This window comes from Lactivibrio alcoholicus, from assembly GCF_055390895.1.
This window is the reverse complement of sequence record NZ_AP042471.1, coordinates 871257-896849: the sequence shown is the minus strand read 5'-3', so window position 1 is coordinate 896849 and position 25593 is coordinate 871257. Positions and strand designations below refer to the sequence as shown.

General features: G+C 64.8%; 24 protein-coding genes. 15 read left to right on the top strand and 9 right to left on the bottom strand.

Annotated features, from left to right (window positions below; genetic code table 11):
• Nucleotides 1–5: 5 nt before the first annotated feature.
• Entirely contained in the window at nt 6–899 is an 894-nt protein-coding gene (locus ACZ5IU_RS04435) for an NAD(P)-dependent oxidoreductase (RefSeq protein WP_464420921.1), read from the top strand.
• Nucleotides 900–947: 48 nt separating this feature from the next.
• On the opposite strand, the gene ACZ5IU_RS04430 is transcribed toward ACZ5IU_RS04435, so the two are convergent.
• Nucleotides 948–1379, bottom strand: coding sequence for a thioesterase family protein (locus ACZ5IU_RS04430; RefSeq protein ID WP_464420919.1), 432 nt, complete (start codon nt 1377–1379; stop codon nt 948–950).
• A 128-nt stretch (nt 1380–1507) separates the two neighbouring features.
• Between ACZ5IU_RS04430 and ACZ5IU_RS04425 the strand changes: the two genes are divergently transcribed.
• Together ACZ5IU_RS04425 and ACZ5IU_RS04420 are read left to right on the top strand one after the other, a co-directional pair.
• Nucleotides 1508–2293: a ParA family protein gene (locus ACZ5IU_RS04425; protein ID WP_464420917.1), complete on the top strand. Its 786-nt coding sequence runs from the start codon at nt 1508–1510 to the stop codon at nt 2291–2293.
• The gene (locus ACZ5IU_RS04420) at nt 2293–2712 is read left to right on the top strand and encodes a hypothetical protein (protein ID WP_464420915.1); all 420 of its coding nucleotides are present in this window, start codon (nt 2293–2295) and stop codon (nt 2710–2712) included. Before ACZ5IU_RS04425 ends, ACZ5IU_RS04420 begins: the two co-directional genes overlap by 1 nt.
• On the opposite strand, the gene ACZ5IU_RS04415 is transcribed toward ACZ5IU_RS04420, so the two are convergent.
• Nucleotides 2691–5342 (bottom strand): bifunctional diguanylate cyclase/phosphodiesterase, encoded by a 2652-nt coding sequence (locus ACZ5IU_RS04415; RefSeq protein WP_464420913.1) that lies wholly within the window; start codon nt 5340–5342, stop codon nt 2691–2693. The genes ACZ5IU_RS04420 and ACZ5IU_RS04415 overlap by 22 nt on opposite strands.
• Before the next feature lie 252 nt (nt 5343–5594).
• On the opposite strand from ACZ5IU_RS04415, the gene ACZ5IU_RS04410 reads away from it, so the two are divergent.
• The 3 genes from ACZ5IU_RS04410 (at nt 5595) to ACZ5IU_RS04400 (ending at nt 7129) form a co-directional block, all read left to right on the top strand.
• Entirely contained in the window at nt 5595–6188 is a 594-nt protein-coding gene (locus ACZ5IU_RS04410) for a manganese efflux pump MntP (RefSeq protein WP_464420911.1), read from the top strand.
• Nucleotides 6189–6318: 130 nt separating this feature from the next.
• Nucleotides 6319–6621 carry a DNA-binding protein gene (locus tag ACZ5IU_RS04405; protein WP_464420909.1) on the top strand — a complete coding sequence of 101 codons (303 nt, stop codon included), beginning with the start codon at nt 6319–6321 and terminating at the stop codon, nt 6619–6621.
• Nucleotides 6622–6838: 217 nt separating this feature from the next.
• Nucleotides 6839–7129 (top strand): DNA-binding protein, encoded by a 291-nt coding sequence (locus ACZ5IU_RS04400; RefSeq protein WP_464420907.1) that lies wholly within the window; start codon nt 6839–6841, stop codon nt 7127–7129.
• Between the two features lie 78 nt (nt 7130–7207).
• Here ACZ5IU_RS04400 and tpx read toward each other — a convergent pair whose 3' ends face one another.
• From tpx to nudC, 3 genes are all read right to left on the bottom strand, one after another.
• Nucleotides 7208–7720: a thiol peroxidase gene (gene tpx, locus ACZ5IU_RS04395; RefSeq protein ID WP_464420905.1), complete on the bottom strand. Its 513-nt coding sequence runs from the start codon at nt 7718–7720 to the stop codon at nt 7208–7210.
• A gap of 67 nt (nt 7721–7787) precedes the next feature.
• On the bottom strand, nt 7788–9194 hold the full coding sequence (locus ACZ5IU_RS04390; RefSeq protein ID WP_464420903.1) for an FAD-binding oxidoreductase: 1407 nt from the start codon (nt 9192–9194) through the stop codon (nt 7788–7790).
• Nucleotides 9194–9931, bottom strand: a complete 738-nt coding sequence (gene nudC, locus ACZ5IU_RS04385) for an NAD(+) diphosphatase (RefSeq protein WP_464420901.1) — start codon at nt 9929–9931, stop codon at nt 9194–9196. Before nudC ends, ACZ5IU_RS04390 begins: the two co-directional genes overlap by 1 nt.
• A 307-nt stretch (nt 9932–10238) precedes the next feature.
• Here nudC and ACZ5IU_RS04380 point away from each other — a divergent pair, with 307 nt between their 5' ends.
• The 4 genes from ACZ5IU_RS04380 (at nt 10239) to ACZ5IU_RS04365 (ending at nt 14910) form a co-directional block, all read left to right on the top strand.
• On the top strand, nt 10239–11276 hold the full coding sequence (locus ACZ5IU_RS04380; protein WP_464420899.1) for a sugar ABC transporter substrate-binding protein: 1038 nt from the start codon (nt 10239–10241) through the stop codon (nt 11274–11276).
• Between the two features lie 66 nt (nt 11277–11342).
• Complete coding sequence (locus ACZ5IU_RS04375; RefSeq protein ID WP_464420897.1) at nt 11343–12890, top strand: sugar ABC transporter ATP-binding protein; 1548 nt, start codon at nt 11343–11345, stop codon at nt 12888–12890.
• Nucleotides 12887–13999, top strand: a complete 1113-nt coding sequence (locus ACZ5IU_RS04370; protein ID WP_464420895.1) for a sugar ABC transporter permease — start codon at nt 12887–12889, stop codon at nt 13997–13999. The genes ACZ5IU_RS04375 and ACZ5IU_RS04370 overlap by 4 nt, the downstream gene beginning before the upstream one ends.
• Nucleotides 13999–14910 (top strand): ROK family protein, encoded by a 912-nt coding sequence (locus ACZ5IU_RS04365; RefSeq protein ID WP_464420893.1) that lies wholly within the window; start codon nt 13999–14001, stop codon nt 14908–14910. The genes ACZ5IU_RS04370 and ACZ5IU_RS04365 overlap by 1 nt, the downstream gene beginning before the upstream one ends.
• Here ACZ5IU_RS04365 and mdoH read toward each other — a convergent pair.
• From mdoH to ACZ5IU_RS04350, 3 genes are read right to left on the bottom strand one after another with little or no spacing between them, the layout of a single operon-like run.
• Nucleotides 14855–16972, bottom strand: a complete 2118-nt coding sequence (gene mdoH / locus ACZ5IU_RS04360) for a glucans biosynthesis glucosyltransferase MdoH (protein WP_464420891.1) — start codon at nt 16970–16972, stop codon at nt 14855–14857. The two genes, ACZ5IU_RS04365 and mdoH, sit on opposite strands and share 56 nt — an antisense overlap.
• 10 nt (nt 16973–16982) lie before the next feature.
• Nucleotides 16983–17345: a hypothetical protein gene (locus tag ACZ5IU_RS04355; protein WP_464420889.1), complete on the bottom strand. Its 363-nt coding sequence runs from the start codon at nt 17343–17345 to the stop codon at nt 16983–16985.
• 13 nt (nt 17346–17358) lie between these two features.
• Nucleotides 17359–19074: an OpgD/OpgG family glucan biosynthesis protein gene (locus tag ACZ5IU_RS04350; RefSeq protein ID WP_464420887.1), complete on the bottom strand. Its 1716-nt coding sequence runs from the start codon at nt 19072–19074 to the stop codon at nt 17359–17361.
• A gap of 181 nt (nt 19075–19255) precedes the next feature.
• On the opposite strand from ACZ5IU_RS04350, the gene ACZ5IU_RS04345 reads away from it, so the two are divergent.
• Genes ACZ5IU_RS04345 through ACZ5IU_RS04330 form a run of 4 tightly spaced genes read left to right on the top strand, consistent with a single transcriptional unit; the run spans nt 19256 to nt 23376 of the window.
• Entirely contained in the window at nt 19256–20410 is a 1155-nt protein-coding gene (locus ACZ5IU_RS04345; RefSeq protein WP_464420885.1) for an efflux RND transporter periplasmic adaptor subunit, read from the top strand.
• A gap of 2 nt (nt 20411–20412) precedes the next feature.
• Nucleotides 20413–21654 carry an ABC transporter permease gene (locus tag ACZ5IU_RS04340; protein ID WP_464420883.1) on the top strand — a complete coding sequence of 414 codons (1242 nt, stop codon included), beginning with the start codon at nt 20413–20415 and terminating at the stop codon, nt 21652–21654.
• A gap of 52 nt (nt 21655–21706) precedes the next feature.
• On the top strand, nt 21707–22294 hold the full coding sequence (locus ACZ5IU_RS04335; RefSeq protein WP_464420881.1) for a tetratricopeptide repeat protein: 588 nt from the start codon (nt 21707–21709) through the stop codon (nt 22292–22294).
• The gene (locus ACZ5IU_RS04330) at nt 22291–23376 is read left to right on the top strand and encodes an HAD-IA family hydrolase (protein WP_464420879.1); all 1086 of its coding nucleotides are present in this window, start codon (nt 22291–22293) and stop codon (nt 23374–23376) included. Before ACZ5IU_RS04335 ends, ACZ5IU_RS04330 begins: the two co-directional genes overlap by 4 nt.
• Here the strand turns inward: ACZ5IU_RS04330 and ACZ5IU_RS04325 are convergent.
• Complete coding sequence (locus ACZ5IU_RS04325) at nt 23363–24379, bottom strand: 3-oxoacyl-ACP synthase III family protein (RefSeq protein WP_464420877.1); 1017 nt, start codon at nt 24377–24379, stop codon at nt 23363–23365. The genes ACZ5IU_RS04330 and ACZ5IU_RS04325 overlap by 14 nt on opposite strands.
• Nucleotides 24380–24585: 206 nt before the next feature.
• On the opposite strand from ACZ5IU_RS04325, the gene ACZ5IU_RS04320 reads away from it, so the two are divergent.
• Entirely contained in the window at nt 24586–25578 is a 993-nt protein-coding gene (locus ACZ5IU_RS04320; RefSeq protein WP_464420875.1) for a cation diffusion facilitator family transporter, read from the top strand.
• The last annotated feature ends 15 nt before the right edge of the window (nt 25579–25593 follow it).

The window sequence follows — 25593 nt, the reverse complement described above, 5'->3', positions numbered from 1 at the left end:
CCGTGATGCGGATGGTGGAACCGGAACGTACGAAGGTCGGATTCATAGGTCTTGGAGTCATGGGGCGCAGCATGGCGTCCCACATCCGGGCGGCGGGGTACGAGCTTCACGTGTGGAGCCGGCGTCCGGGGAGCGCACTGCCGCTCGCCGAAAAGGGTGCGGTGTGCGAATCCTCTCCGGCGGCGCTTGCGTCCGCGACCGACGTCGTGATCACGATGGTCGGCTTCCCGAAGGACGTCGAGGATGTCTATTTGGGCGCGGACGGCATCCTGGCGGGCGTCCGTCCCGGAATGGTCCTCGCCGACATGACGACGTCGAGTCCGGCTCTGGCGGTTCGCATCGCGGAGGAAACCGAAAAGCGGGGGGCATTTTCTCTGGATGCCCCCGTTTCCGGAGGGGACCGGGGGGCGCGCGAGGCGACGCTTTCGATCATGGTCGGCGGAAGCGAGGAGGCATTCGCCGCCATGACCCCGCTTTTCGGCGTCATGGGGAAGAATGTCCTTCGGCAGGGGGGGCCCGGATGCGGCCAGCACACGAAAATGGCGAACCAGATCGCGATCGCGAGTGGCATGATCGGCGTCTGCGAGGCGCTGGCGTACGCAAAAAAGTCGGGACTTGACCAGCAACGGGTGCTCGACAGCATTTCTGGCGGCGCCGCGGGGAGCTGGTCGCTTTCGAACCTCGCGCCGAGGATGCTTGCCGGCAACTTCGCGCCGGGCTTCTACGTGAAGCACTTCATCAAGGACATGCGTATCGCCGTCGACGAAGCGCGCGCGATGGATCAGGACGTCCCGGGGCTCGAACTCGCGCTCTCCCTCTACGAACGGCTCGCGGAGGCAGGACACGCCGAGGAGGGAACCCAGGCGCTCTACCGGCTCTTCACGGAAGAAGCGGAATAGACGGCAGGCAAGACGAAGGGAGGGGCCTCCAGGCCCCTCCCTTCGTCTCTACTGCCGCTCCCGGAGTTCCTTGAGCTCCTGGGCGCGTTCCGTCGCGCGGTCCATGAGTCCCAGGCGGTTCACGACGACGCGTTCCGTCCGTCCGGTGAAGATCTCTCCCAGGGAATCGTTCCCGACGACGTCGACGATGAGGCGGTTTCCCGAGATCTCCGACAGGGTGGCTCTTACGGTAATCGCGGTTCCCATGAGCGTCGGCACGGAATGCGTGATCTGAAGGCTCTTGCCTACCGTGATGTACCCTTCGGGCAGATCTCCCTCGACCGCCTCCATTGTGGCGCGCACCATCAGTTCAACGCACGCGGATGTCGAAAGGAGCTGCGTCAGATACGGGGAGCTGTTCCCCACAGTGTCCTCGACCGTCACCATCTTCCTGATCTCCGCGGTCTTTCCCTCAGCAAGATATTGCGCCACGTCGAGCATGATGATTCCTCCTTCCCTCGGTTTGATATCTCTGTATTGTATTGTACTCCACTTCGGCGAATTTCGTTTCTTTCCCCGCTTGAAGGAGATGTTTTCCTCCGTATAATGGAACCCGAGGAGGTGGGGCGATGAAGGTCATCGGTTTCTGCAACCTGAAGGGCGGGGTCGGAAAGACGACTGCCTGCCAGAACCTCGCGGTCGCTCTCGCGCGGAAGGGGTATCGCATCGCGGCGTTGGACCTCGATCCCCAGAGCAACCTGACGGCGGGATTCGGCATCTCGCTCGAACCCGAGCGTCCGTACATCTTCGATTTCCTGACGGGAGAGGCGGCGCTCTCGGATATCGTCGTGGAGCGGGAGGGCGTATGGGTTGCGCCGAGCAGTCTGGACCTCGCGGTCGCCGAACTCCAGCTCGAAAGCGAGCCGGGAAGGGATACGCTTCTCCGGGACGCCATCGCGGCGATTCCGCCCGACGCGTACGACGCGGTGTTCTGCGACAGTCCCCCGCAGCTCGGGCTCTTCACGCGCAACGTCCTCGCGGCCGCCGGCGAACTGATCGTCCCGCTCGAGAGCGAGTTCTTCAGCCTCGCCGGACTGCGTCTGCTCAACAGGACGGTCCAGCTCTTCCGAAAGCGCCTGAACAGGGAGCTGAAAGTCGGCGGCGTGATCCTCACGCGCCACAACCCCAAGATCATCATGAACCGGGAAGTTCAGAAGGAAGTCCGAAATTTCTTCGGCGACACACTCTACGACAGCACGATCCGGCAGTGCATCGGCATCGTCGAGGCGAGCGGTTCGGGGATGTCCGTACTCGCGTACGATCCCGGCAGCAACGGCGCGCGCGACTACGAACGGCTCGCACGGGAATTCCTCGACCGGGCGCCGCTGGATCGCGGGGAAAGAGGTTCCGCGTGATGGCCAGAAAACGACCGAGTCTGAAGGACTATCTCACCACGGGAAAGGTGTTTGTCGATGCCGTTCCCCGGGAAGCGGAGCCCGGCCCCGAAGCGGTTGCGCCCGGCTCGCCGAAAGCGCCGGAGGCCACGGTGCTCCCCAGGATTCTCGGGATGCTGGACGACGCGGACCGCGACCAGTGGACATCGCTGCTCTCCGCTGCCGTCGTCGAGGAGCGCGCCGTCGGCGATCTCCCGGCACGGCGCGACGAGTTCCGGACGATGGATCGGAACCGCTATACGCTCTTTCTTCTCGAAGCGCCGTCGGCGAAGCTCGTACCCGTCCGGACGAGCGTCCGGATCCGGGAGCCGCTCGCGGCCCTGCTGCTCTGGGACGAGAACGGACGCGCGGTCGTGTACTACGCGGGCGAATCGTCCTGAGACGGCGTCAGCACGCGGCCGACGAACGCCTCCGCAACCGAGGGGTCGACGGGGCGCGAGAGGAGATACCCCTGCCCGTAAAGACAGCCGTTTTCGCGGAGCCAGGAGAGCTGCGGGAGCGTCTCGATTCCTTCGGCGAGCGGGAGCATGCCGAGTTCGCGCGAAACGGCGATAACGGCGCGAATGACGCCCATGTCGCCCGCCGATTCCGGGAGCGCGCGCGTGAACATCCGGTCGATCTTGACGATCCGCGCCCGAAGACGGTTGAGGTAGCGCAGGGACGAATACCCCGCGCCGAAGTCGTCGAGCGCGACGCGCAACCCGGTGTCCCGGAGTCTTTCGATGACCGCTGCGGCGGAATCGATATCGTGGAGCATCGCGCTTTCGGTCAGCTCGAGGACGATTCCGTCGGGCGGCGCTCCGAGTGCCGTGATCGTTCCGATGATTGTGGCCGCGAAATCCGCCTTCAGGAACTCCGTCGCCGAGAAATTCACGGATATGGAAAGGCCTTCCCCCCCCGGCAGCGAACGCCATTGCGACAGTCGCGTGCACGCGTCGGCGAGAACGACGCGATCGATCTGTTCGATGAGTCCGGTCTCCTCCGCGATGGGAACGAAGTCGCCCGGGAGGAGCATCCCGCGCTGCGGATGCTTCCACCTCGCGAGTGCCTCGAACCCGATCACCCGCATCGTCTGCAGGTCCGCGATGGGCTGATAGTGCGCCACGAGCAGCCGCGACCGGATCGCGTCCAGGAGCTCCTCCCTGAACGCGAGAGGGTTGGCGCGCCTTCCGAAACGCTCAGGGTCGAAGATCTCCGTTCGTCCGGTTCCGTGCGACCGCGCCGTCTGAAGCGCCGAGTCCGCGTCGCCGAAGAGGCTCCCGGTATCGTGGTATCCGGAGAGGTCGCGCACGACGCCGACCGAGGCGCTCGGCACCGTCGAATAGCCGCCGAAGGAGGACTGTGTTTCGATGACGGTCTTGAGCCGCTGAAGGAAGAACTCCAGACCGGATGCGGCTCCGGCGGACCTGAGCAGGATCGCGAATTCGTCTCCGCCCCAGCGGGAGAGGATATCGGACGGCGAAAGGATCGATTGCATACGTGCGGCGATCTGGTGAAGCGCGGTGTCCGCGTCCGCCGGGCCGATCCTCTCGTTCAATGATTTGAAACCGTCGATGTCGATCATGACAAGCGAAAACCCCTTCCGCACGGATTCGGGCGACGAGAGCGCCGCTTCGACTTCCTCCACGAAGAGGGATCTGTTCGGCAGCCCCGTGAGGGGATCGGTGTAGGTCATTTTCGCGAGCTGCTGTTCCATGGTGCGTTGTTCCGTCAGATCGCGGAACGTGACGGCGGAAAGTGGGCGGAGTCCCGCGTCGAAGGGAACGATGCGGATCTCCACGGAAATCTCTCTCCCTTCCGGACCAAGCAGTGATCCCGCGATCCGAGTGTCCGTCACTCCCGCGCGTTTCACGGTCTCCGCCGTCTCCTTCGCGAAGCAGGATATGAGGGCGGTTCCGCGGAGCGCGGATCGCTTGCGTCCGAGCAGACGTTCGGCCTCTCTGTTGACCTCGACGACGAACCCCTTCGCGTCGGTGAGAATCATCGGGGTGTCGGCGTTGTCGAAAATCGCCTCCGTCGCGTCGAGAAGCGCGTTGACGGAACGGGCGACCGCGTCGAGGTCCGGAACGTCCTGTTTCGGCACCCGCGTATCGATGCGCGCGTTCGATTCCATTTCTTCGAATGTGTTCCTGAGCCGGTCGACGGGCGCGACGATGTGCCGCAGCAGCAATAGTGTCGCCGCGAGTCCTCCGAGGATGATCGCGACCGCGATCCCGCACGCGAGCAGGAATGCCGTCCGTTCGCCGTCCGACGAAATATTCGACGGCGAGTGGAGCGACAGAAGCAGCACCGGACGTCCGAGCGGATCCCGTAATGCCCGCGTGGCGTCGATGACGCCGTGTCTCTTGATGAGCTTCGTTTCGTCGAATTTCGGGATGTCTTGGTCGGGAGAAAGGAAATCGGCCTGGATGCCGGTGAGGCTTACCATCGTCTCCCGTTCCCGGACGATACGGCGTCCGAAGACGAGCGTGCCGCGGGGGGGGCCGGAGAGGTCGCTGTGCAGGATGGCCTGCGATGCGAAGAGAAACGCGTCGCCGCCGACGGAAATGAATCCGGATGCGCTGGAATCGTCGGATCGCGCTCCGATGAACGGAGCGTACCCGAGAATATCCCGCTCCTCGCGGGCTGTCATCGGGCGGAGTCGGTTGCGGTTCGGCTCCATGACGAGCGCGTAGTGGACGGTATGTTCCGGCGTCAGGATGCAGAAGAGATCGACGCGGATGTTCTGGAGCGTCGGAAGCGTCAGGTTCCCGGAGACGTACGCGTCGTTCGAGCCGGAGACGAAGTCGTAGGTGTCGTTCCAGGGGGCCCAGTCGCCGCAGAGCGCCCGGATATCCCGTTCCTCTCGGCCGATGACGTTCAGAAAGAGCCGGATGTCGTCGCGCGCGGCGCGTTCGTCCATCGTCACGAACGTTCGCGACAGCAGCGTTGCGGACAGTGAAAGCAGGACGACGAGACAGACGACACATATTCCTCCGAGAATGCTCAGGACTCGTGCTCGCAGCGACATGCGGGATGCCTCGCTTTCATCGGGGTATGTTCGAGTATCTTACGCTTCAGCCTGGGAAAGGGCAATTGCGGCGGCACTGTGTTGCCCGGTTGATGCCGGGAGAGTACAATATACACGCGAAGGGGAGTAGCTTTCCGGATCGGGTCAACATACCGGCGTGAAGCCTGGCCCGATCGTCGGCGGAAGACCGACAGGCGAGACCTTCGGCCCTCAGGGGCCGGATGTCTCGCTTTTTTCATGGGGGGAGAGCACATGCGGGAGTTCGAGATTTTTCTGTCCGCCGCGTCGCTGGCCATGGACGCATTCGCCGCGTCGATGGGGATCGGCGCCTGTCTTCCGGTGACGGCAAAGGTGGTTGGGCCCGCCTTCCGGATGGCGGCGGCGTGCGGAGCGTTCCAGTTCTTCATGCCGCTCGGAGGGGCCTTTCTCGGGAGTCGTTTTCTTGCGCTCATCGCGGACTACGATCACTGGGTGGCGTTCTCGCTGCTCGCGATCGTCGGGGTGAACATGATCCGCGAGTCGCGTTCGTCCGACGCGACGGTCTGTCCGTCGAAGGACCGGACGACGGGAATCGCGCTCCTCACGCTCGCGCTCGCGACGTCGATCGACGCGTTGGCCGTCGGAATCAGCTTTACCGCGCTCGGCGCGTCCGTCATGACGCTCGCGGTGGAAGCGGGAGTCGTCACCTCGTTTCTCTGCGCCGCCGGCGTCGTGCTCGGTTTCCGCGCCGCGTCCGGGGTTTCGGGGGCGATCGGGGAGCGGGCCGGTTCGTGCGTCGAACTTCTCGGCGGCGTGGTCCTGTGCTGTATCGGGCTGAACATCCTGCGCGTCCATCTGTGTGCGTAGCGTACAGACGACAAAACGGAGGAAAGACGATACAATAACAACACGGAAATGAAACCGTGGCGTCACAGGAGAATCGGCGATCGGCCGAACGGAGTGCAGAAAGAACACACCGCGAGGAGTTGATGCGCAGATGTTGACGGAGAACACCGTTACGGTGTCAGGCGCCCTCCACCTGATCCACGGGCAGATGATCCGGGAGAGCAAATCGGGGCGGTACGTTCACTTTTCGGTACGTCAGGAAACCCCTGCGAACGACGGCGGAACGAGACGGGATTTTCTGCTCGTCCGCGCCTTCGATCCCGAGATCCAGGCCTGGGTTCAGGAGCAGGCGGAGGGCACGACGGTTCGGGTCATCGGAGCCGTGCGGTCATCTCTCGGCAGCGGAGAGATGTACATTCAGGCGGTAAGGGTCGAGGCGCTGAGCGGTTCCTGATCGCGGCGGACACGGAAGACACGGGTATCGGGTGTTCGGGCCGGTCTTCGGCGCGCCGGATGCGCCGGAGAAGATGTTGGAGTGCGTTCTCATGCGCCGCCCTGCGGACGGTGCGGCAAGACGGAATGTGATTCACGGAAGACGGCGAAAGCGGAAGACCGGCGGACGGAAGACGGTGTCGGTCGCTTTTTGTGTCCCGATTAAGGAGTGACCGTACATGGTGTGGGAGAATTCGGTTCGTATTTCCGGTGCGTTGCACAAGGTCCGCGATGACGAGGGAAGGACGCGGTTCGGAACCTACCGGGCGTTCACGGTGAGGCAGGACTCCGAGGACGAGAATGGTGTTGTCAGGAAGGACTTCCTTCTTGTCCGGGCCTACGACCCCGCGATCAAGGATCTGATCGCCGGCGCGGAAGAGGGAGACCCGATCGCGGTCGACGGAGAGATGCGCTCGTCGTCCGGAAGCGGCCAGATGTACATTCTCGCGAGAGCCGTCGAAAAACGGTGAGACCGTGAAAAAGCGAGGGGGAGCCCCGGCCGGGGCTCCCCCTCTTCGTTTTCGTCCGGCTCGCGCGGCCGAAGGCACCTACATGAGCGCCTCGAGAGCCTTGAGCGCGGCCTCGTAGTCGGGTTCCTTCGTCATCTCCGGAACGATCTGGACGTAGCGGATGACGTCCTTCGGGTCGATGATGAACACGGCCCGGGCGAGAAGGCGAAGCTCCTTGATGAGAACGCCGTAGGCCGTTCCGAACGACGCCTCCCGGTGATCGGAGAGCGCCATCGCCCTGTCGATCCCCGCCGTCGCGCAGAAGCGCTTGATCGCGAAGGGGAGATCCATGCTCACGTTGAGAACGGCCACGTCCTTCGGCTGCTTCGCGGCGTCCTCGTTGAACCAGTGGATCTGAAGGTCGCAGACCGGCGTGTCGAGCGAGGGCGTCACCGAGATGACCTTGAACTTCCCGGCGAAATCGGCGAGCGTCTTGGGAGCGAGCCCCTGATCGAGGAGGACGAAATCCGGGGCCTTATCTCCCGCCTTGAGCGCCGTGCCGACGAGCGTCAGCGGGTTTCCGTGAAAGGTTACGACTCCTGTGCGTTCCATGGGTGTCACCTCCGAGAGTTTGTGTTCATCTGAACGAAATCAGTATAGCAGATAATACCCCCCGTGGCTATATGGCAAGCTTCCCGGGATTCATGATCCCGTCCGGATCGAACGCGGCCCTGACGCCCGCCATGACCGCGAGTTCCCGTTTCGACTTCGACGCCGCGAACATCGGGGCCTTCACGTAGCCGACGCCGTGTTCCCCGCTCCCGACGCCGCCGAGCCGCACCGCCGCGGCGACGATTTCGGCGTAGAGGTCTTCGGCCTCCGTCGCCCAGGATTTCGGCGACGAGGCTTCGGGCTTGAAGAACGCCGGGTGCATGTTTCCGTCGGCGACGTGCCCGATTGTGCAGACGCGGACGCCGCGCCTGGCGCAGATCGCGTCGGTCAGGCGGATCATCTCCCCGACGGCCGAGAGCGGAACCACTGTGTCGCCGGACATCGAGGCCCACGGGTCGACGGCGAGGATCCCCTCGGTCACCCCCTGCCTGACGGACCAGATCCGCTCCGCCTGCGTCCTGTTGTCGGCGACGAAGACCTCGAGCGCCCCGGCTTTCGCGAGAAGGGTTCCCGTCAGTTCGACCTCCTCCTCCATGCGCGACTCGTTCCGGTCCTCGACGAGAAGGACGAGGTACGCCTCCGCGTCGTCCTGCATCGGAAGCGTCGTGTTCAAACGATCGGTCGAGAGCCGGACCGACATCCGGTCCATGTATTCGCAGGCCGTGAGTTTCGCTCCCGAGGCGAGAAGCGGCACGACGGCGGCGACGGCCTCGTCCGTCGTCCGGAACGCGGCGAGGATCGTCGTCGCGGCGCGTTCGAGCGGTTCGAGCGCGAGCGTGGCGCGCGTGACGACGCCGAGCGTTCCCTCGGAGCCGACGACGAGTTGGAGCAGCGAGTACCCCCAGGTTTCCTTCCGGTAGCGTCCGCCGAGCGTGAGGATTTCTCCGCCCGGAACGGCGAGATCGACACCCAGGACGCTCCTGCGCGTGCTGCCGTACCGCAGGACCTTGGCACCTCCGGCGTTGGTCGCGATATTGCCGCCGATCGTGCTCGTCTCGGTGCTCATCGGGTATCCGGCGTAGAGAAAACCCTTTCGCATGACCGCGCGGCAGAGGTCGTTCGTGATGACGCCGGGTTCGACGACCGCGACTCGGTTCACGGCGTCGATCTCGAGGATTCGATTCATGCGCTCGACGCTGAGGACGATGCCGCCCGCGAGCGGCACGGCCGCCCCGGCGAGTCCGCTCCCGGCGCCCCGCGCCGTGACGGCGACGCGATATTCCTGTGCGAGCGCGAGGATCTTCGCGACCTGCGCGGCGTCGCGAGGACGAACGACGACGTCCGGAGTGCGCGCGAAGAGTCGTCCCGCCTCGTCGCGGCCGTACGATTCGATTCCCTCGGGGGAAGTGAGAACGTTCGCGTTTCCGATCGCGACGCGCAAAGCCCCGAGGAGCGGGGGCGGGATGTCGGCCATCAGTTTTCCTCCGTGGCGCGGATCTCCGCGAAGGCCGCGTCGATGAGACGGCGCGAAATGCTCCCGTACGGCGGAATGTCGGGGTGCGACTCCGGTCCGTACCACCCCGCCTCGACGATCTCGCGTCCGTCGGGCCGGATGTCACCGGATTTCCAGGTCGCCCGGAACCCTATCATGAGCGAGTGCGGGAACGGCCACGGCTGGCTTCCGAAGTAGCGGAGATCGCCGACCTCGATGGCGACCTCTTCGCGGATTTCGCGAGCGACGGCCGCCTCGAGCGATTCTCCCGCCTCGACGAATCCCGCGATGACGCTGTGGCGTCCCGTCGGAAAGCCCGCGTTCCGCGCGAGAAGGAGTTTTCCGTCCCTCACGACCGCGACGATGACGACGGGACAGATGACGGGGTAGCTCACGAAGCTGCACGAAGGGCACTCCTTCGCGCGGTCGGTCGCATGATTCCGCATTGCCGCGCCGCAGCGACTGCAGTGTCGTGTCGTCCGCTCCCACTCCATGAGCTGGTAGGCGTGCCCGGCCCGCGAGAACCACTCGTCGCCGAACGCGCTCCACGTTCCGCGCATTCCGGAAAATTCCGTTCCATCCGGAGGGGGGACCTGCGGCGAAATTTCGATCCAGCGACAGAGGACGTCCCCGCGCGTGAAGGTTCCCTCGCGCAGGACGTCCGGAAAGAGTTCCCGGACGACGTCGCCGGTCAGAGGCATCTCAGGGGAGGACGACAATAATACGTCGTTTCCCCGGAAAACGAAACAGGGCGCATCAGTATCGTTCAAAATCGCTTCACCCGCTTTCCCTTGTCCATACGGACGTATTTTATACCGAAGCGAGGTCATCGGCGAAACGATGCGACAGACTCCCGCGACATCATTCCATGACAATTCGATTTATAATAGAAACAAATCACAAATCGGAAAGGAAGAAGGTGAGAATCGGCGGAGACGTCTGCGAACTTGCGGTAATCGTCGGAATTCCTTTCGGAGCGATCGGAAGGGAGAGGCTTCTGTCCGGAGCGGGAAGGGAGATGGGGGCATGAAACGATTCTTTCTGGCGGGTATTGCGGCGGCGATCCTCCTGGGGAGTCTTGCGCCTGCGTGTGGCGCAAATGACCTGAAGATCGGATTCATCCTCAAGACCATGCAGGAGGAGCGGTATCAGAAGGACCGGGCCGACTTCATCGCGAAGGCGCGGGAGCTCGGCGCGGAGACGATTTTCGATTCCTGCAACAACAACGAACAGGATCAGCTCGCGAAGTTCGAGAACATGCTCGCGCGAGGGGCGAAGGTCATCGTCCTGCAGCCTGTGAATACCGGCACGGCCGGGGCCATGGTGAAGATGGCGAACAGGGAGGGCGTCAGAGTCGTCGGCTACGATTCGATGCTCGTCAACGGTCCGCTCGACTGCATGGTCATGCAGGATTCATGGGCCGTCGGAAAGCTTCAGGGGGAGGCCATGCTTTCCTGGCTCAGGACGAAGAAGGGCAAGATCGAGGGGAAAGTGGCCCTGATCATGGGGCAGCCGGGCGACTCGAACGCGATCGCGATGTCTTCGGGAGCGCTCGAGATCATCCGCGCGAATTCCGGTCTCGAGCTCGTGACGCAGCAGTCGCACGAGGGATGGGCGCCGGACCGGGCGATGGCGACCGCACAGAACGTCCTCACGAAGACCGGAAATTCGGTCGATGCGTTCATCTGCAACAACAGCGGCATGGCCCGGGGCGTCGTCGCGGCGCTGAAGGAGCAGGGACTCGACGACGCGGCGAAGGTCTTCGTCGCCGGGTCGGACGCGGACCTTGTGAACATCCAGTACGTCGCCAATGGCAAACAGGCGCTCGAGATCTGGAAGAAGATCCGGCCGCTTGCCGAGAAAGCCGCAGAGATCGCCGTCCTTCTCGCGAGGAATCCGAATGCGAAGGTCGCAGACCTCGTAAAGCCGGATAAGACGATCAACAACGGTGCGGTCGACGTGCCGACGATCGTTACGGAGGTCGTGCCGGTCACGAAGGAGAATCTCGATTCGACGATCATCGCCGAGGGGTTCTATACGCGAGAGCAGGTCTACGGGAAGTAAAGAGCGGCCGGAGTCGTTCTTTCCGAACGACTCCGGCCCTGCGTGACGCGGAGGAGGGTGACGTGTATGGGGGATGTTGTGCTCCGGATGGAGCATATCACACGGGACTTTCCCGGAGTGCGTGCTCTCGACGACGTGACGATCGAGGCCCGGGCGGGCGAAGTGCTTATTCTCGCCGGAGAGAACGGCGCCGGAAAGTCGACGCTCATGAAGATCCTGAGCGGCGTCTGGCCCGCGTCGAGCTTCTCGGGGCGCATCACGATCCGCGGGGAGGAGCGGCGCTTCGGCTCGACGCGCGAAGCCGCGGAGGCCGGCATCGCGATCATCCACCAGGAACTCAACCTGATCCAGGATATGTCCGTCGGAGAGAACATCTTCCTCGACCGCTATTTCACGCGCACCTTCGGGATCATCGACTGGGACCGCGTCCACGCGGAGGCCGCGACGATCCTCGACCGGCTCCGGATCAGGGGCATCGGAACGCGCGACCGCGTCCGGACGCTCCCGGTCGGAAAACAGCAGATGGTCGAGATCGCGAAGGCCCTGTCGCTCGACGCGTCGATTCTCGTGCTCGACGAACCGACGAGCGCGCTCACGGACCGCGAGACGGAGGATCTCTTCCGGATCCTGCGTTCGCTGCGCGATCGGGGCGTGTGCATGATCTACATTTCCCACAAGCTCGACGAGTTCGAGCGCATCGGCGACCGCGTCCAGGTTCTCCGGGACGGAAAGACCGTCGGCCCGGCGGAACCGCTCATTTCAGTGAGCCTCGATGCCGTCGTCTCGCGGATGGTCAACCGGGATATCCGCGAGAAATATCCGAAGGGCCCGGCCTCGCCGGGCGCGATCACGCTCGAGGTACGGCATTTCGAGGTGGACCACCCGTCGCTTCGGAACGCGAAGCGGGTCTCGGACGTCTCGTTCTGCGCGAGAAAGGGGGAGATCCTCGGGATCGCCGGGCTCATGGGCGCGGGGCGGACCGAGCTCGTGAGCGGGATTTTCGGCGCATTGCCCGACGAGGCGAGGGGGGAGGTCCTGATCGACGGCCGTCCCGTTGCGATTCGCTCGCCGGGAGACGCGATCGCGGCGGGAATCGCGCTCGTCACGGAAGACCGCAAGCTCCTCGGGCTGATTCTCGACTTCTCCGTCCGGACGAACGTCGCGTTGAGTTCGCTCAGGGCCGTCTCGAACGCGATCGGCGTCATCGACGACCTCCGCGAGCGGGACCTCGCGGGGCGTTTCGTCGACGAACTCGGCATCCGGACGCCCTCCATCGACACGGCGGCCGGAGCGCTCTCGGGGGGCAACCAGCAGAAGGTCGTCATCGCGAAATGGCTCGCGACGGAATCGAGAATCCTGATTCTCGACGAACCGACGCGAGGCGTCGATGTCGGGGCGAAGGTCGAGATCTACCGGCTCATGAACGATCTCGTGAGGCGTGGCGTGACGGTCATCATGATCTCGTCGGAGCTTCCCGAAATTATGGGAATGAGCGACCGGATTCTCGTGATGTGCGCAGGGCGTCTCGTCGCCGATCTCGAGACGTCGAAGACCACGAAGGAGGAAGTCATGGACTACGCCACGGGAAACCGCACGCAGGAGGGGGCCCGATGAAAAACTTCTTTCGCTCGCACGCGACGCTGACGGCGCTCGTCGTCCTGACGGCGGCGCTGTCGTTCCTCTCGGACGCGTTCTTCACGCCCCGCAACCTGAGCAATATCACGCTGCAGGTCACGATCATCGGAATCATCGCTGTCGGCATGACGTTCGTGATCCTTCTCGGGGGAATCGATCTCTCGGTCGGGTCCATCGTCGGTCTCGCGTCGATCGTCGTGACGCTCTTCATGCAACACGGCTGGAACGTCTGGCTCGCGATTCTCGCGACGGTGCTCCTGGTCGGTGTCGGAATAGGGATTTGGAATGGTCTGTGGATCGCGCACTATCGGATTCCCGCGTTCATCATCACGCTTGGCATGATGACGATCGCGCGCGGAGGGGCGCTCGTACTCTCGGAAGGGAGTTCGATCCCCGTCACGGACCCGGTCTTTCCACTGATCGGCGGCGAATACATCGGACCGGCGACCTCGGCCGTCATCCTCGGACTGGCGTTCGCGGCATTCCTGTTCGCGACGGTCCGGAGCGCGTCGCGGCAGCATTCCTACGGCATCCACGTTCCCACGCGCGACGTCGCGCTGAAGGCATCCTTCGGCGTCGGGATCATCGCGTTCGCGGGATACGTTTTCATCAGTTACAGGGGGATTCCCTACCCCGTGGCGCTCCTTCTCGCGCTGATTCTCGCGGGCGCGTTCATGCTGCGCAACACGAGACTCGGACGACAGATCTACGCGACCGGAGGCAATCGCGAGGCCGCGCGACTGTCCGGAATCGACGTCTTCCGCGTCGAGCTCGCGGTCTACACGATCGCGACGACGCTCGCGGCCGTCTCGGGAATCCTGCTCACGTCCCGACTCAACGGCGCGAACCCGAACCTCGGGAACATGTTCGAGCTCGACGCGATCGCGTCCGTCATCATCGGAGGAACGAGTCCGGCTGGCGGCGTCGGGACGATCGCGGGGACCGTCGTCGGCAGCTTCCTGATCGGAGTCATGAACAACGGGATGAGTCTTCTCGGCGTGAGTTCGTTCTACCAGCTCATCATCAAGGGGGTCATCATCATCGTGGCCGTATGGTTCGACGTCGTGAACAAAAGGAGGAAGGTCTGATGCGCGCGATCGGGGTGGACGTCGGGGGGCACAAGGTCGCGGCGGCGCTCGTCGAGGACGGTCGGATCGTCCGTCGGACGGAGGAGTCTACGGCTCCTCCGCTCACGCCCGATGTCGTCGCTCCGCAGATCGGACGGATGGCGGCGCTTCTCGGATCGCGGGATGGCATTCCCGTCGGGGTCGGCTTTCCGGCCGCCTTCGATGCCGGACGGGATCATGTATGCGTCGTCCCGAACCTTTCGGGATGGGTCGGCGCTCCGATTCGCCGGATCCTTTCGGAAGCCGTCGGGGCGCCCGTCGAGGTCGAGAACGACGCGAACTGCTACGCGCTCGGCGAGGGGTGGTCCGGCGCGGCGATGGGGCTGAGCGACTACGTCGTCCTGACGCTCGGTTCCGGGATCGGGGGAGGCGTTATCCTCGGTGGGCGGCTGTTGCGGGGCAGCCACGGCATGGCCGGGGAGCCGGGACACATCGCCGTCGGGCGCGACGAGCCCTGCGGATGCGGCCGATTCGGACACGTCGAGGCGATCGCGGGAGCCAACGCAATCGAACGCGAGGCAGCGCTCTGCGGCTTCGCTCCGGATGCGAGGGCTCTCTGGCGCGACCGGGACAACCCTCTCGTTCGTCCCCTCTGGGACAGGGTGTTCGAAGCCCTCGGGAGGGCCGTTGGCGCGGTGGCGTGCCTGCTCGACCCCGAGGCCGTCATCGTGGGCGGCGGAGTGAGCCGGGGAGAGGGATTCGTCGGGGAGGTCCGCTCAGCGGCGCTGCGGTTCCTCCCCGACTGTTACAGCGAAACGCTCGACGTCCGGGCGAGTGCGCTCGGAAACGATGCCGCGCTCATCGGCGCCGCGTCGCTCACTCGATGCACGGACACTCGAGCCCCCACAGAAGCCCCCGGTCGCGGTCCGTGATTTCCCACACGCGCCGGTGGAGTTCCTCGAGGATGTGCGGGTCGCGGAGGATCTCTATCTTCTCCGCGGCCCCGAGCGCGCCGGGACCGAGGGAAAGCGCCCGCTCGACGAGCTGTCTCGCGCGTTCCGGGGCCGACGGGCGCGCGGCCGAGATCATGCTGTAGCGCATCAGCAGGGAGCGGTGCAGCGCGTTGGTCCTCGGGTCGACGACCGCGCGGATGAACCCGGCGCCTCGCGGGATCGGAAGCGGCGAATAGGGGATCGGCGCTTCCATGTTCCGGTCGAGTTCCCGCAGGACCTTCGGCCGTTCGGTCTCCTCGGGGATCAGGAAGAGGCCGGAAGCCCGGGCGGCCGTCCCGAAGGACGCCCGGCTCGTGAGAACGGAGAGAGGGCCGGAGAGCGCGAGCGAAAGGAGGATCGGCGAGATCCACCAGAAGAACGTCGGATTGAACAGGTAGAGGATGCCGCCCCACGCGATTCCGATGCACATCCCCCACCAGTGGACGTTCATCGCGTCGGCCCACGACGTCCCGCGGTCGTCCCGCGTCTGCGTGCCCCATCCGACGGACCGCCCGAGGAGCGTGCCGACGACGAACGTGCTGTGGAAGAGCATCCGGACCGGAGCGAGCAGCGTCGACAGGACGACCTCGAGCAGAACGCCCGCGGTCATCGGGATCGCTCCGCCGTAGAGATGCAGCTCGCCCCTGATCGCCGCGAGCAGGATGCTCAGGAGCTTCGGCAGGAAGAGCACGACGGCCGTCGACGCGAGAAGCGTGATCGCCCAGTGGGGGTACCAGACGGGCCATTCCGGAAACAGCGTCTTGACGCCCGGGAAGTATTTCGGCTCGAAGAGCACCTCGGCGATCGCCTCGGCGGAGCTCACTGCGAGGAAGAGCAGCCAGAGCAGCGCCGATCCGTAGGACATGATGCCGTTGATGAAGAGCGCCCGGTGCGCCGGGAAGAATCCCCGCGTGAAGAGCAGCCGCATGTGCTGGAGGTTTCCCTGGCACCAGCGTCGGTCGCGCTTGAGTTCGTCGATGAGCGTCGGCGGCGTCTCCTCGTAGCTTCCCCTGAGGTCGTACGCGAGCCAGACTCCGTACCCCGCGCGGCGCATGAGCGCCGACTCGACGAAATCGTGGCTCAGGATGTCGCCTCCGAGAGGACCGCCGCCCGGCAGGCGGGGAAGCTCGCAGTGGCGCATGAACGGTTCGACGCGGATGATCGCGTTGTGTCCCCAGTACTGGGCGTCGCCGAGCTGCCACCAGTGGAGCCCCGCCGCGAACATCGGCCCGTAGACGTGGTTCGCGAACTGCTGGGCGCGCGCGATGAGCGTCTCCCGGTTCACGCCGGCCGGCGGCGTCTGGAGAATGCCGATATCCGGTCGCCGCTCCATGATCTGGACGATGCGGACCATCGTCTCTCCGTCCATGATGCTGTCCGCGTCGAAGACGATCATGTACCGGTAGTTCTTTCCCCATCGGCGGCAGAAGTCCGCGACGTTGCCGCTCTTGCGCTTGATGTTCGAGCGGCGCCTGCGGTAGAAAATGCGTCCGAACGCGCCGAGCGAGGCGCAGAGGCGGTACCAGGCCTCTTCTTCCATCACCCAGACGTCGGGGTTCGTGGAGTCGCTCAGGATGAAAATATCGAAGCGATCTCCCTGTCCCGTCTCCGCGAGCGTCTCGAACGTCGTCCGGACGCCTGCCATGACCCGGTCGACATCCTCGTTGTAGATCGGGATCAGGATCGCGGTGCGCGCGCCCTCGTCCGGGATGTCGTGCGAAAGATCGCGGATGGCTTCGGTTACCGAGAGCCGGTTTTTTCCGCGCAGGAGCACGAAGAAACCGAGAAGCGCCGTCCAGAAGCCGATCGAGATCCACGCGAACAGAATCGCGAAGATCACGACGAGAACGATTTCGAGCGACGATCCTCCCTTGTGCGGGAGGATCTGCGACATAGTCCGGCTCGCGACGAAGGTCGGAAGCAGAACCAGAACGATCAGAAGAATCCTGCGCCAGCTCGCGGTCCTGTTCCAGGAGATCGTCAGCTTTTCGAGCGGAGACATCCGGTCGCCCTCACTTTCGCGCGTCGGAGACGAACAGGTCGCGGAGCCATCTGCGGACGAATCGCGACAGCGCGGTCCGCCACGGGGAGCGGTCGAACTTTCGCGGTACCATGGTCCCCCGGTTCAGCGGCGGAAGCGACGAGATGAAGGCCCCCTCCTCGTCCACGATGCCCCGGTCGAGCTCCTGCTCGTGGAGAAGTTCGCGGAGCGTGCGCATCGATTCCGCGACGGACGCCGGACCGCTGCGCTTCAGCGACTCGAGCGCGAGCTCGATTCCGCCGAACGGAGGAAGATCCAACGCTCGCATATACAGCAACACACGGTCGCGCGCGACCTGCCACTCGAGCTGTTTCCGTTCCGATTCCGCCGACATGGCCGCCGGTCTCCTACGGTTGAAGGTCGTAGACCCACGTCACGGTCAGCGGGTCGGGGAGGTTCTCTCCCTTTTTAAGGAGCGCTTTCAGGCGGATCGCCGGCTTCGACGTCGGAAGAACGCCCTTGAGACGGTCGGCGTCGATCTGGACCTGCAGGAAGAGTCTCCAGCCGCCGGTCGCCTCGTTCTTCTGGAGCTGCTTCTCCGTGAGCTTCGCCCCGTCGCCGATCGTGACGACGCTCGTGAGCCCCGCGTCGGCCGGAAGTTCGGCGAGAGTCTCCCCTTCGAAGTCGATGACGAAGCGCCGCATCGACTCGTCCTTCAGGCGGATCGTCCGCGTCGCGACCGGAATTCCGAGCGGGATGAAGCTCTCGTCCGGGGCGAACCACGTCATGCGGTACGAGAACGGTTCGGGCGCGAGGAGCGGCCGCTTGATCTCGACGGTTTTCCCTTCGGCGTCCATGCTCACGGGATTCGCCGGAACCCAGAACGAGACGATGTTGTCGTTGATCTCGGAGTCGGTCGGGATCTCGATGAGTTCGACGCGTCCCTGTCCCCACGGGCCCTTCGGTTCGATCCAGACCGACGGGCGGAGCTCGTAGCGCGCCTCGAGATCCTGGTAGTGGTCGAAATCCGTGTCCGCCTGCAGAAGTCCGAACCCCGCCGGGTGCGTCATCGGAAACGGCGTGATCGTCAGACGCCGCGGATTCTCGATCGGACGCCAGAGCCATTCGCCTTCATGCGTCTTCATGAGGAGGACGTCGGAATCGTGAACCTCGGGGCGATAATCGCCGGGCATCCCGTTGAGCGATTCGCCGTAGAAGAACATGCTCGTGAGCGGCGCGAGCCCGACCTTCGCGATGTCCTTCCTGCGGAAGAGGACGCCGTCGATATCCATGACGGTGCGCTTTCCGGGCGTGACGACGAATTTGTACGCACCGGTACAGCCCGGACTGTCGAGAAGCGCGAAAAACGTGAACGCCGTGTCCTCCGGACGGGGCGTCAGGAGCCAGTATTCGCGGAAATACGGGAACTCCTCACCCGAGGGCAGACCTGTGTCGAGCGCGAGTCCCCGCGCCGAGAGACCGTACTGGAGGCCCGCGCTGACGGCGCGGAAGTAGCTCGCGCCGAGGAATGCGACGACCTCGTCCCGATATGTCCTTCGGTTGATCGGCGCGTGGACCCTGAACCCGGAAAAGTTCAGCGTCGCGTGCGCGACCTTGTCGGCGAAGTCGTTGTCCCCGTATTCGAACATATCTGTCGAGAACGGAAAGTCGCGGATTCCGTCGGCGTCCACGAGGCCGATCTTCACGGTACGGTTGTAGAGAAGTCCGGGATGGAAGAACTGGACCTCGAAGGGGGATCCTTCTTCGTTCCAGAGACCGTGATCCTTCCTGAAGCGGATCTTGCGCCACTGGTCGTAGCCGATCCGGAGCAGGAACTCCGGTACCTGGCCGCTCGGATCCTGGAACGGGGCGGACGCCAGCTTGAGCGCCCTGTCCGCGACCGTCCGGAGGTCGAACGAAACGGGAGCCGGCGTCGGAATCGATGTCGGCGAGGGAGAGGGGGCCGGAGTCGGTGTGGCGAGCGGCGTCGGTTGTGGAGCGCGCTCTCCTGTTGCCCTGCTTTTTGCCTCTCCGCCGGCGGTCGACGCCAGCAGCAGGGCGACGGTAACTCCCGCGATGAACGATCGGGAAAGAAAGCGATGCGATCTCTGTGTGCGTAACACGGATATTCTCCTCCCGCGACGGGCCGGATGAGAAACAGGCCCTCGTGCAATCGATAATGATATGTCACTTCGCGCGACTTTTAAAGGGGGGATTCTCCGGGGCTGGTCGGGCGGGACGCTGTGGGGTACCATAGGAAGCGTCGCCGGACGCGACGATATTGCGGAGCTGGAGAGTGCGTACGTGAAGAGATTTCTTTTTGTCTGCATCCTCGCCGGTGCGGTCTGCACGGGGTGGTGGTTCTGGTACCGGAAGCCCCCGGTCGTCCTGGAATACCGGACGGAGCCCGTGGAACGGGGACGTGTCGTCATGACGGTCCGCGCGACGGGGAAGGTGAATGCCGTGAGTCTGGTGGAGGTCGGAACGCAGGTCTCAGGGACGATCAGCGAGATTCTCGCCGATTTCAACGATCCCGTGAGAGCCGGACAGCTCATCGCCCGGATCGACCCGTCTCTTCTCCAGGCCCAGACCGAACAGGCCGGGGCGAACCTGCAGCTCGCCCGGGCTGGGGTTCTCAAGGCGCGGGCCGTTCTCGACGAGGCGCGGCGAACCAGGGACCGGAACCGCGTCCTCGCGGCAAAGAAGCTCATCTCCGAGAGCGACATGGATACGTCGGAGATGCAGTTCCGCTCCGCCGACGCCGGACTCGCGGAGGCCGACGCGAAGGTCGCGCAGGCCGCGGCCGCGCTGCGCCAGGCGGAGACGAATTTGAAATATACGCGGATCCTGTCGCCCGTCGACGGGGTCGTGATCTCGCGAAAGGTGGACGTCGGCCAGACGGTGGCCGCGAGCTTCCAGACCCCGACGCTCTTCACGATCGCGCGGGATCTCACGAAGATGCAGATCGACGCGAGCGTCGACGAGGCGGACATCGGACGCGTGCGCGAGAGACAGGACGTCGAGTTCTCCGTCGACGCGTATCCGGACGCGCTCTTTGTGGGCAGGGTGGTCCAGGTGCGCCTCGCTCCGACGACGGCCGAGAACGTCGTGACCTACACGGTCGTGATCCACGTGGACAATCCTGACTTCCGGCTCAAGCCCGGGATGACGGCGAACGTCTCGATCATCACGGACAGGCGTCATGACGTCCTCAAGGCGCCCGGAGCGGCACTCCGGTTCGTTCCTCCGGGAGCGCCGGGAACGTCCGCGAGGGAGGGGGCGCGGAAGGGCGCCGCGCTCTGGATCCTGAAGGACGGGAAGCCCGAACGAATCCCGGTCGTCGCCGGAATTTCGGACGGTCTCTTCGTCGAGATCGTCTCTGGCGACGTGACGCGGGGGCAACCGGTCGTCGTATCCGCGACGAAGCCGCGGAAGAACGTGACGAGGAGCCCGTTCTGACGATGCGGACGCACGGGATCGGGGCCGCGCAGCTCGCGAGGACGTCCCTGCGGGCGCTCCGCGCCAACCGGGTCAGGAGCGCGCTCACGATGCTCGGCGTTATTATCGGCGTCGCGGCCGTGATCACGATGATGGCGGTCGGGACGGGCGCGCGGCGGAGCATCGAGGGGTTCATCGCGGGGGTGGGCAGCAATCTGCTCATCGTAATGCCTGGGACGGCGTCGTCGAGCGGCGTCCGCCTTGCGGCGGGATCGGGCGCGAGCCTCACGCTCGACGACGCGGACGCGATCCGGCTCGAGTGCCCCTCCGTGACGGACGTCGCGCCCGACAGGAGCGGAAGCGCGCAACTAGTCGCCGGGAACGCGAACTGGAATACGTTCGTCCTCGGAACGACGGACGCGATGCTTCGCGTCCGGAACTGGACGGTCGCTTCGGGACGTTCGCTTACGGACGAAGACGTCCGCACGAGTGCGAAGGTCTGCGTTCTCGGCGCGACGGTCGCGATGAATCTCTTCGGCGCGGAGGATCCTGTCGGCCGCCAGGTCCGGATCAGGAGGGTCCCGTTCCTCGTCGCCGGCGTCCTCGAACCGAAGGGCGAGACTCCATGGGGAGGCGACCAGGACGACCTTGCGTTCGTTCCGGTTACGACGGCGCAGCGACGTCTCTTCCGCTCGGTGATCCCGGGTTTCGTGCGACGCATCACGGTCCGCACGGAGGTCCCCGAAGATCTCGAGGCTGCGGAACGAGAGATCCGCGCGTTGCTCCGGCAGCGGCACCGGATTTCCGACGGCCGCGAAGACGACTTCACGATCCGCAACCTCACGCAGATCCTCGAGACGGCGGCAGAGTCAACGCGCGTCATGTCGCTGCTCCTCGGAGCCGTGGCGTCCGTCTCGCTGCTCGTCGGAGGGATCGGCATCATGAACATCATGCTCGTATCGGTCACGGAGCGGACGCGCGAAATCGGCATCCGGATGGCCGTCGGCGCGAGACGCAGGGACATCCGCTTCCAGTTCCTGGCAGAGGCGATGATGCTTTCGCTCCTCGGCGGCGTTATCGGAATCGGTCTCGGCGTCGCGACCTCGAACGTCCTGACATCTGCGTTCGACTGGACGACCGAGATCACGCCCGTGTCGATCGCGCTTTCGTTCGGCTTTTCGGCGACAATCGGCGTTTTTTTCGGTTTCTACCCGGCCTGGAAGGCGTCGTGCGCCTCGCCGATCGAGGCGCTCCGGTACGAATGAAGCCCAGCGTGGTCGCGTGTTTTTTCGTGAAATTGAAGGGAGGATCGCCGTCATGATTCGTCTCGTCGCGCCGTTTCTGGTGCTTTTCTCGCTCTGCGGCGCCGCGGGCGCCGCTCCGGCGGTATCGGAGCAGGAGATTCTGGCCGAAGGCATCTTCAGCCGGGTTGCGGCGCTCGATTCGGAGCGGATCGGGGAGATCGCGGCTCTCTACCGTCGCGCCGCCGACGAATGCCCCGACACGGAGCGGGCGCGCGAGGCGCTCTGGAACCTGTCGTCGCTCGCGATCGAGCGGACGCCTCCGGACTGGAAGGCGGCGGCGGAAGCGCTCGAAACCTTCCTGAAGCGCTATCCGGCGGCGCCGGACGCGACCTCCGTCGTCGAGCGGCTTCTGTTCGTGTACGAGGAGTCGCGCAGGTATGCCGACGCCGTCCCGCTCTACGAACGGCTGCTCCGGACGCCGGAGGACATTCCGGCCGACGACGTTCCGGCGGTCAGATTCCGGTACGCCCGCGCGCTCGAGGGGGCGGGACGGAAGGACGAGGCGAGGAAGCTGTACGAAAGGATCTGCGCGGAGGCTCCGGGGACGGACGCGGCCGGGATGGCGCGCGACCGGCTGGACGCGGCGGGGAAGAATCCGTGACGAAGGGCTGTGCGGCGCGCGGAGAAGGGGCGCACATCGGCCTCGAAGTGTCGGATCTCTTCGCGCAGGAACTCTTCTATCGCACGATTCTCGGCTTCTCGACGCTCTACCGCTACGCGAGCCGGAATACGCCGGGGCTCAGGACGGTTATGCTCAGACGCGGAAACGTCGATCTCGAACTGCTCCATCGCGGGAAGGAACGCCTGGGCGGGAACGCGGGCGCTTGGGGGCACGCGGCGCTCGGCGTCCGCGACGTCGACGCCGAGTACGAACGCCTTCGCGGACTCGGGCTCGCGGGACTTGTCCGCCCGAGGGACACGGGAGACGGGTTCCGCGAATGTTCGTTCTGCGATCCGGAGGGCAACAGGATCGAACTCTTCGCGCGCGTGCGGCCGTTTACGCCTCCGGCCATCGCGGCCGCGATCTTCGATCTCGACGGCACGCTCGTCGACAGCGAGCCGAACTACTACGAGGCGGACCGCAGGTTGTTGGCCGCGTACGGGGTGACGCTGACGCCCGCGATGAAGCGGCGGTACGTGGGCGTCAGCAATCTCGCGATGGCCGAGGATGTCCGCGAGAGATTCGGAATAGCGGAAAACGCCGCGACGCTCGTCGAACGAAAGATGGCGATCTACCGCGAACTTGCGCGCGCGGACACGCCCGTCTTCCCGGAGATATCCGCGCTTGTGCGCGCGCTCGCCGGACGCGGGCTGCCGCTCGCCGTCGCCTCGGGGTCCCCGGCGGACGTCGTCGCGACGATTCTCGGAAACACGGGGCTCGCGGAGTATTTCGGGGTCGTGGTCTCGGCCGATGAAGCGGGCAGGCCGAAACCCGACCCCGCCGTTTTCACCGAGGCAGCCCGGCGGATGGGAACGGAGGCCGACAGATGCGTCGTATTCGAGGACTCGGCGATCGGCGTCGAGGCGGCCCTCCGCGCCGGAATGCGATGCGTCGCGATTCCCACGGCGCCCGACGCGCCGCTCGATCCGAGGTTTGAAATGGCGGACATTCTCTATGCGGACGGAATGCCGTCATTCTCCGCCGCGTCCGTTCTCTCCCGGCTCGACGCTAGTTCCACCTGAGGACCGTCGCCCCCCAGGAGAACCCGACACCGAACCCGACAAGCATCACGCGCATCCCGGAGCGGACGCGCCCGACGCGGAGCGCCTCTGCGAGCGCGATCGGGATCGTGGCGCTCACGGTGTTTCCCGTGGTTTCCATGTGGACCATGAAGCGGTCCTCGGGAATCCGCATCTCCTTCCGGAGATGTTCGAGAATCAGCCGGGTCGCCTGGTGGAAGACGAAGAGGTCGACGTCGTCCATCGTCATCCCGTGCTTTCCGAGCGTCGCGGCGACGCACCCCGGAACGGTCCGCACGGTGAATTCGAGGACTTCGGGACCGTTCATGTACAGGTTGTCGTGCGACCGCGTGTTCCCCCACATGTTCGTGCGTTCCTCGGCCGTCTCCGGCGTACGCGGCATCGCGAACCCCCCCGCGGGGACGATGAGCTTCTCCGCGCCCGAACCGTCCGTCCCGAGGACGAACTCCCCGATCTCGCCGCCGGAATCCCCCCGGCCGACGAGCGTCGCTGCGACGCCGTCGCCGAAGATCGTCCGCGTGCTCTTGTCCATCGGATGGACGGTCTTCGAGAGCGTATCTCCCGTCGCGAGGAGGACCGTGCGCGCCGCGCCCGACGCGACGAGCGACTTCGCGAGCGCGAGCCCGTAGATGAACCCCGAACAGCCGAGGTTGAAATCGAGCGCCCCGGCGTCGCTCCTGAGGCCGAGCCGCCGGTGGACGACGCACGCGGTCGCGGGCATGTAGTAGTCCGGCGTCTCCGTGCACAGCAGCAGCATGTCGACCTCGTCGCGGCTGAACGCCGGATTGTCCGCGAAGAGCCGCTCGCACGCCCCGGTCGCGAGATCCGAAACGAGTTCCGTCGTCGCGACGCGACGCTCCCTGATTCCCGTCTTCTGGTAGATTTTCTCCTCCGTCCACGTTCCGAACTGCCGGACCAGTTCCGAATTGTCCACCCTCGCGGTGGGCAACTCGACAGCGATGCCCTTCACGCGTATCGTCTCCATACTCTCCATCCCTCCCGGTTTCTCTCGCGGGCCATTATCTCACTTTTGAGTACCAGGTGACAAGACCAGCTTGTAGTACCAGCTCATCGAAAGGTCTCTGCCTGAGCGGTCGACGGACGGAGGGTGTGAACTATGCTACAATTGCGAAAACGGCATGGCGGCCCCGGAAGAGGACGCGGTGTCCGGACAGGGAAAAGGGGGAGAATATGGACGGTGAACTTCGGGGGAAGGCCCGCGCGGCCCGGGCTTCGTTCGTGACATGGGTTGGCCTTGGGGTGAATGTGGCGCTGACGGCATTCAAGTATGCGGCCGGATTTCTGGGACACAGCGGCGCGATGATCGCGGACGCGACACATTCCCTTTCGGACCTGATTACGGATATCGTCGTCATCCTCGGGTTCCGGATCGTGAGCAAGCCCGCGGACCACGGACACGACTACGGACACGGCAAGGTCGAAACCCTTCTGGCTGCCATTTGCGGATTTTTCCTTCTGGCGGCGGGCGCGGGGATCTTCTGGAGCGGCTCGTGTTCGATCTGGAATGTCCTGCGCGGGCATCCGATCGTCCGTCCGGGGGTGATTGCTTTTATCGCCGCGGTCCTGTCGGTCGTCCTGAAGGAAGCTCTGTACTGGTACACGTTGCGGGCCGGACGGACGCTGAACAGTTCGGCGATCGTCGCGAAGGCCTGGGATCACCGCTCGGACGCCTTCTCGTCGATCGGGACGAGCGTCGGCATCGGAGGAGCGATGCTTCTCGGGGAGCGCTGGCGTATTCTCGATCCTCTGGCGGCGGTCATCGTCAGCGTCTTCATCGTGAAGGTCGCGATTCCGATCATCAGGGAAAGCCTCGACGAGCTTCTCGAGGCGTCCCTCGACCATGACTGCGAACGCCGGATCCGCGAGATCATCGAACGGAGCGCGGAAGTCTCCGGCTCCCACAAACTTCGGACGCGGAAGATCGGCACCAATATGGCGGTCGATGTCCACGTCGTCGTCCGTCGCGATCTGTCCCTCGTCGACGCGCACTCGATAGCGGACAGGATCGAGGATGACCTCAGGACGGAGTTCGGCCGGGAGATGTTCGTGACCCTCCATGTCGAGCCGGACGCGCCGTCGGGATCCTCGGCCGGGTCGTCCGGAGACGGGAGTGCGTCGGGAACGTTCGGAGCGTTTTGCGTTTCGGTACTGCCGAGATCGTGATACGAGGGTGGCTGG

Bases quoted from the DNA above. Each gene is read 5' to 3' on its own strand.
- ACZ5IU_RS04435 (WP_464420921.1), top strand. From the start codon at position 6: ATGCGGATGGTGGAACCGGAACGTACGAAGGTCGGATTCATAGGTCTT.
- ACZ5IU_RS04430 (WP_464420919.1), bottom strand. From the start codon at position 1,379: ATGCTCGACGTGGCGCAATATCTTGCTGAGGGAAAGACCGCGGAGATC.
- ACZ5IU_RS04425 (WP_464420917.1), top strand. From the start codon at position 1,508: ATGAAGGTCATCGGTTTCTGCAACCTGAAGGGCGGGGTCGGAAAGACG.
- ACZ5IU_RS04420 (WP_464420915.1), top strand. From the start codon at position 2,293: ATGGCCAGAAAACGACCGAGTCTGAAGGACTATCTCACCACGGGAAAG.
- ACZ5IU_RS04415 (WP_464420913.1), bottom strand. From the start codon at position 5,342: ATGTCGCTGCGAGCACGAGTCCTGAGCATTCTCGGAGGAATATGTGTC.
- ACZ5IU_RS04410 (WP_464420911.1), top strand. From the start codon at position 5,595: ATGCGGGAGTTCGAGATTTTTCTGTCCGCCGCGTCGCTGGCCATGGAC.
- ACZ5IU_RS04405 (WP_464420909.1), top strand. From the start codon at position 6,319: ATGTTGACGGAGAACACCGTTACGGTGTCAGGCGCCCTCCACCTGATC.
- ACZ5IU_RS04400 (WP_464420907.1), top strand. From the start codon at position 6,839: ATGGTGTGGGAGAATTCGGTTCGTATTTCCGGTGCGTTGCACAAGGTC.
- tpx (WP_464420905.1), bottom strand. From the start codon at position 7,720: ATGGAACGCACAGGAGTCGTAACCTTTCACGGAAACCCGCTGACGCTC.
- ACZ5IU_RS04390 (WP_464420903.1), bottom strand. From the start codon at position 9,194: ATGGCCGACATCCCGCCCCCGCTCCTCGGGGCTTTGCGCGTCGCGATC.
- ACZ5IU_RS04380 (WP_464420899.1), top strand. From the start codon at position 10,239: ATGAAACGATTCTTTCTGGCGGGTATTGCGGCGGCGATCCTCCTGGGG.
- ACZ5IU_RS04375 (WP_464420897.1), top strand. From the start codon at position 11,343: ATGGGGGATGTTGTGCTCCGGATGGAGCATATCACACGGGACTTTCCC.
- ACZ5IU_RS04370 (WP_464420895.1), top strand. From the start codon at position 12,887: ATGAAAAACTTCTTTCGCTCGCACGCGACGCTGACGGCGCTCGTCGTC.
- ACZ5IU_RS04365 (WP_464420893.1), top strand. From the start codon at position 13,999: ATGCGCGCGATCGGGGTGGACGTCGGGGGGCACAAGGTCGCGGCGGCG.
- mdoH (WP_464420891.1), bottom strand. From the start codon at position 16,972: ATGTCTCCGCTCGAAAAGCTGACGATCTCCTGGAACAGGACCGCGAGC.
- ACZ5IU_RS04355 (WP_464420889.1), bottom strand. From the start codon at position 17,345: ATGTCGGCGGAATCGGAACGGAAACAGCTCGAGTGGCAGGTCGCGCGC.
- ACZ5IU_RS04340 (WP_464420883.1), top strand. From the start codon at position 20,413: ATGCGGACGCACGGGATCGGGGCCGCGCAGCTCGCGAGGACGTCCCTG.
- ACZ5IU_RS04335 (WP_464420881.1), top strand. From the start codon at position 21,707: ATGATTCGTCTCGTCGCGCCGTTTCTGGTGCTTTTCTCGCTCTGCGGC.
- ACZ5IU_RS04325 (WP_464420877.1), bottom strand. From the start codon at position 24,379: ATGGAGACGATACGCGTGAAGGGCATCGCTGTCGAGTTGCCCACCGCG.
- ACZ5IU_RS04320 (WP_464420875.1), top strand. From the start codon at position 24,586: ATGGACGGTGAACTTCGGGGGAAGGCCCGCGCGGCCCGGGCTTCGTTC.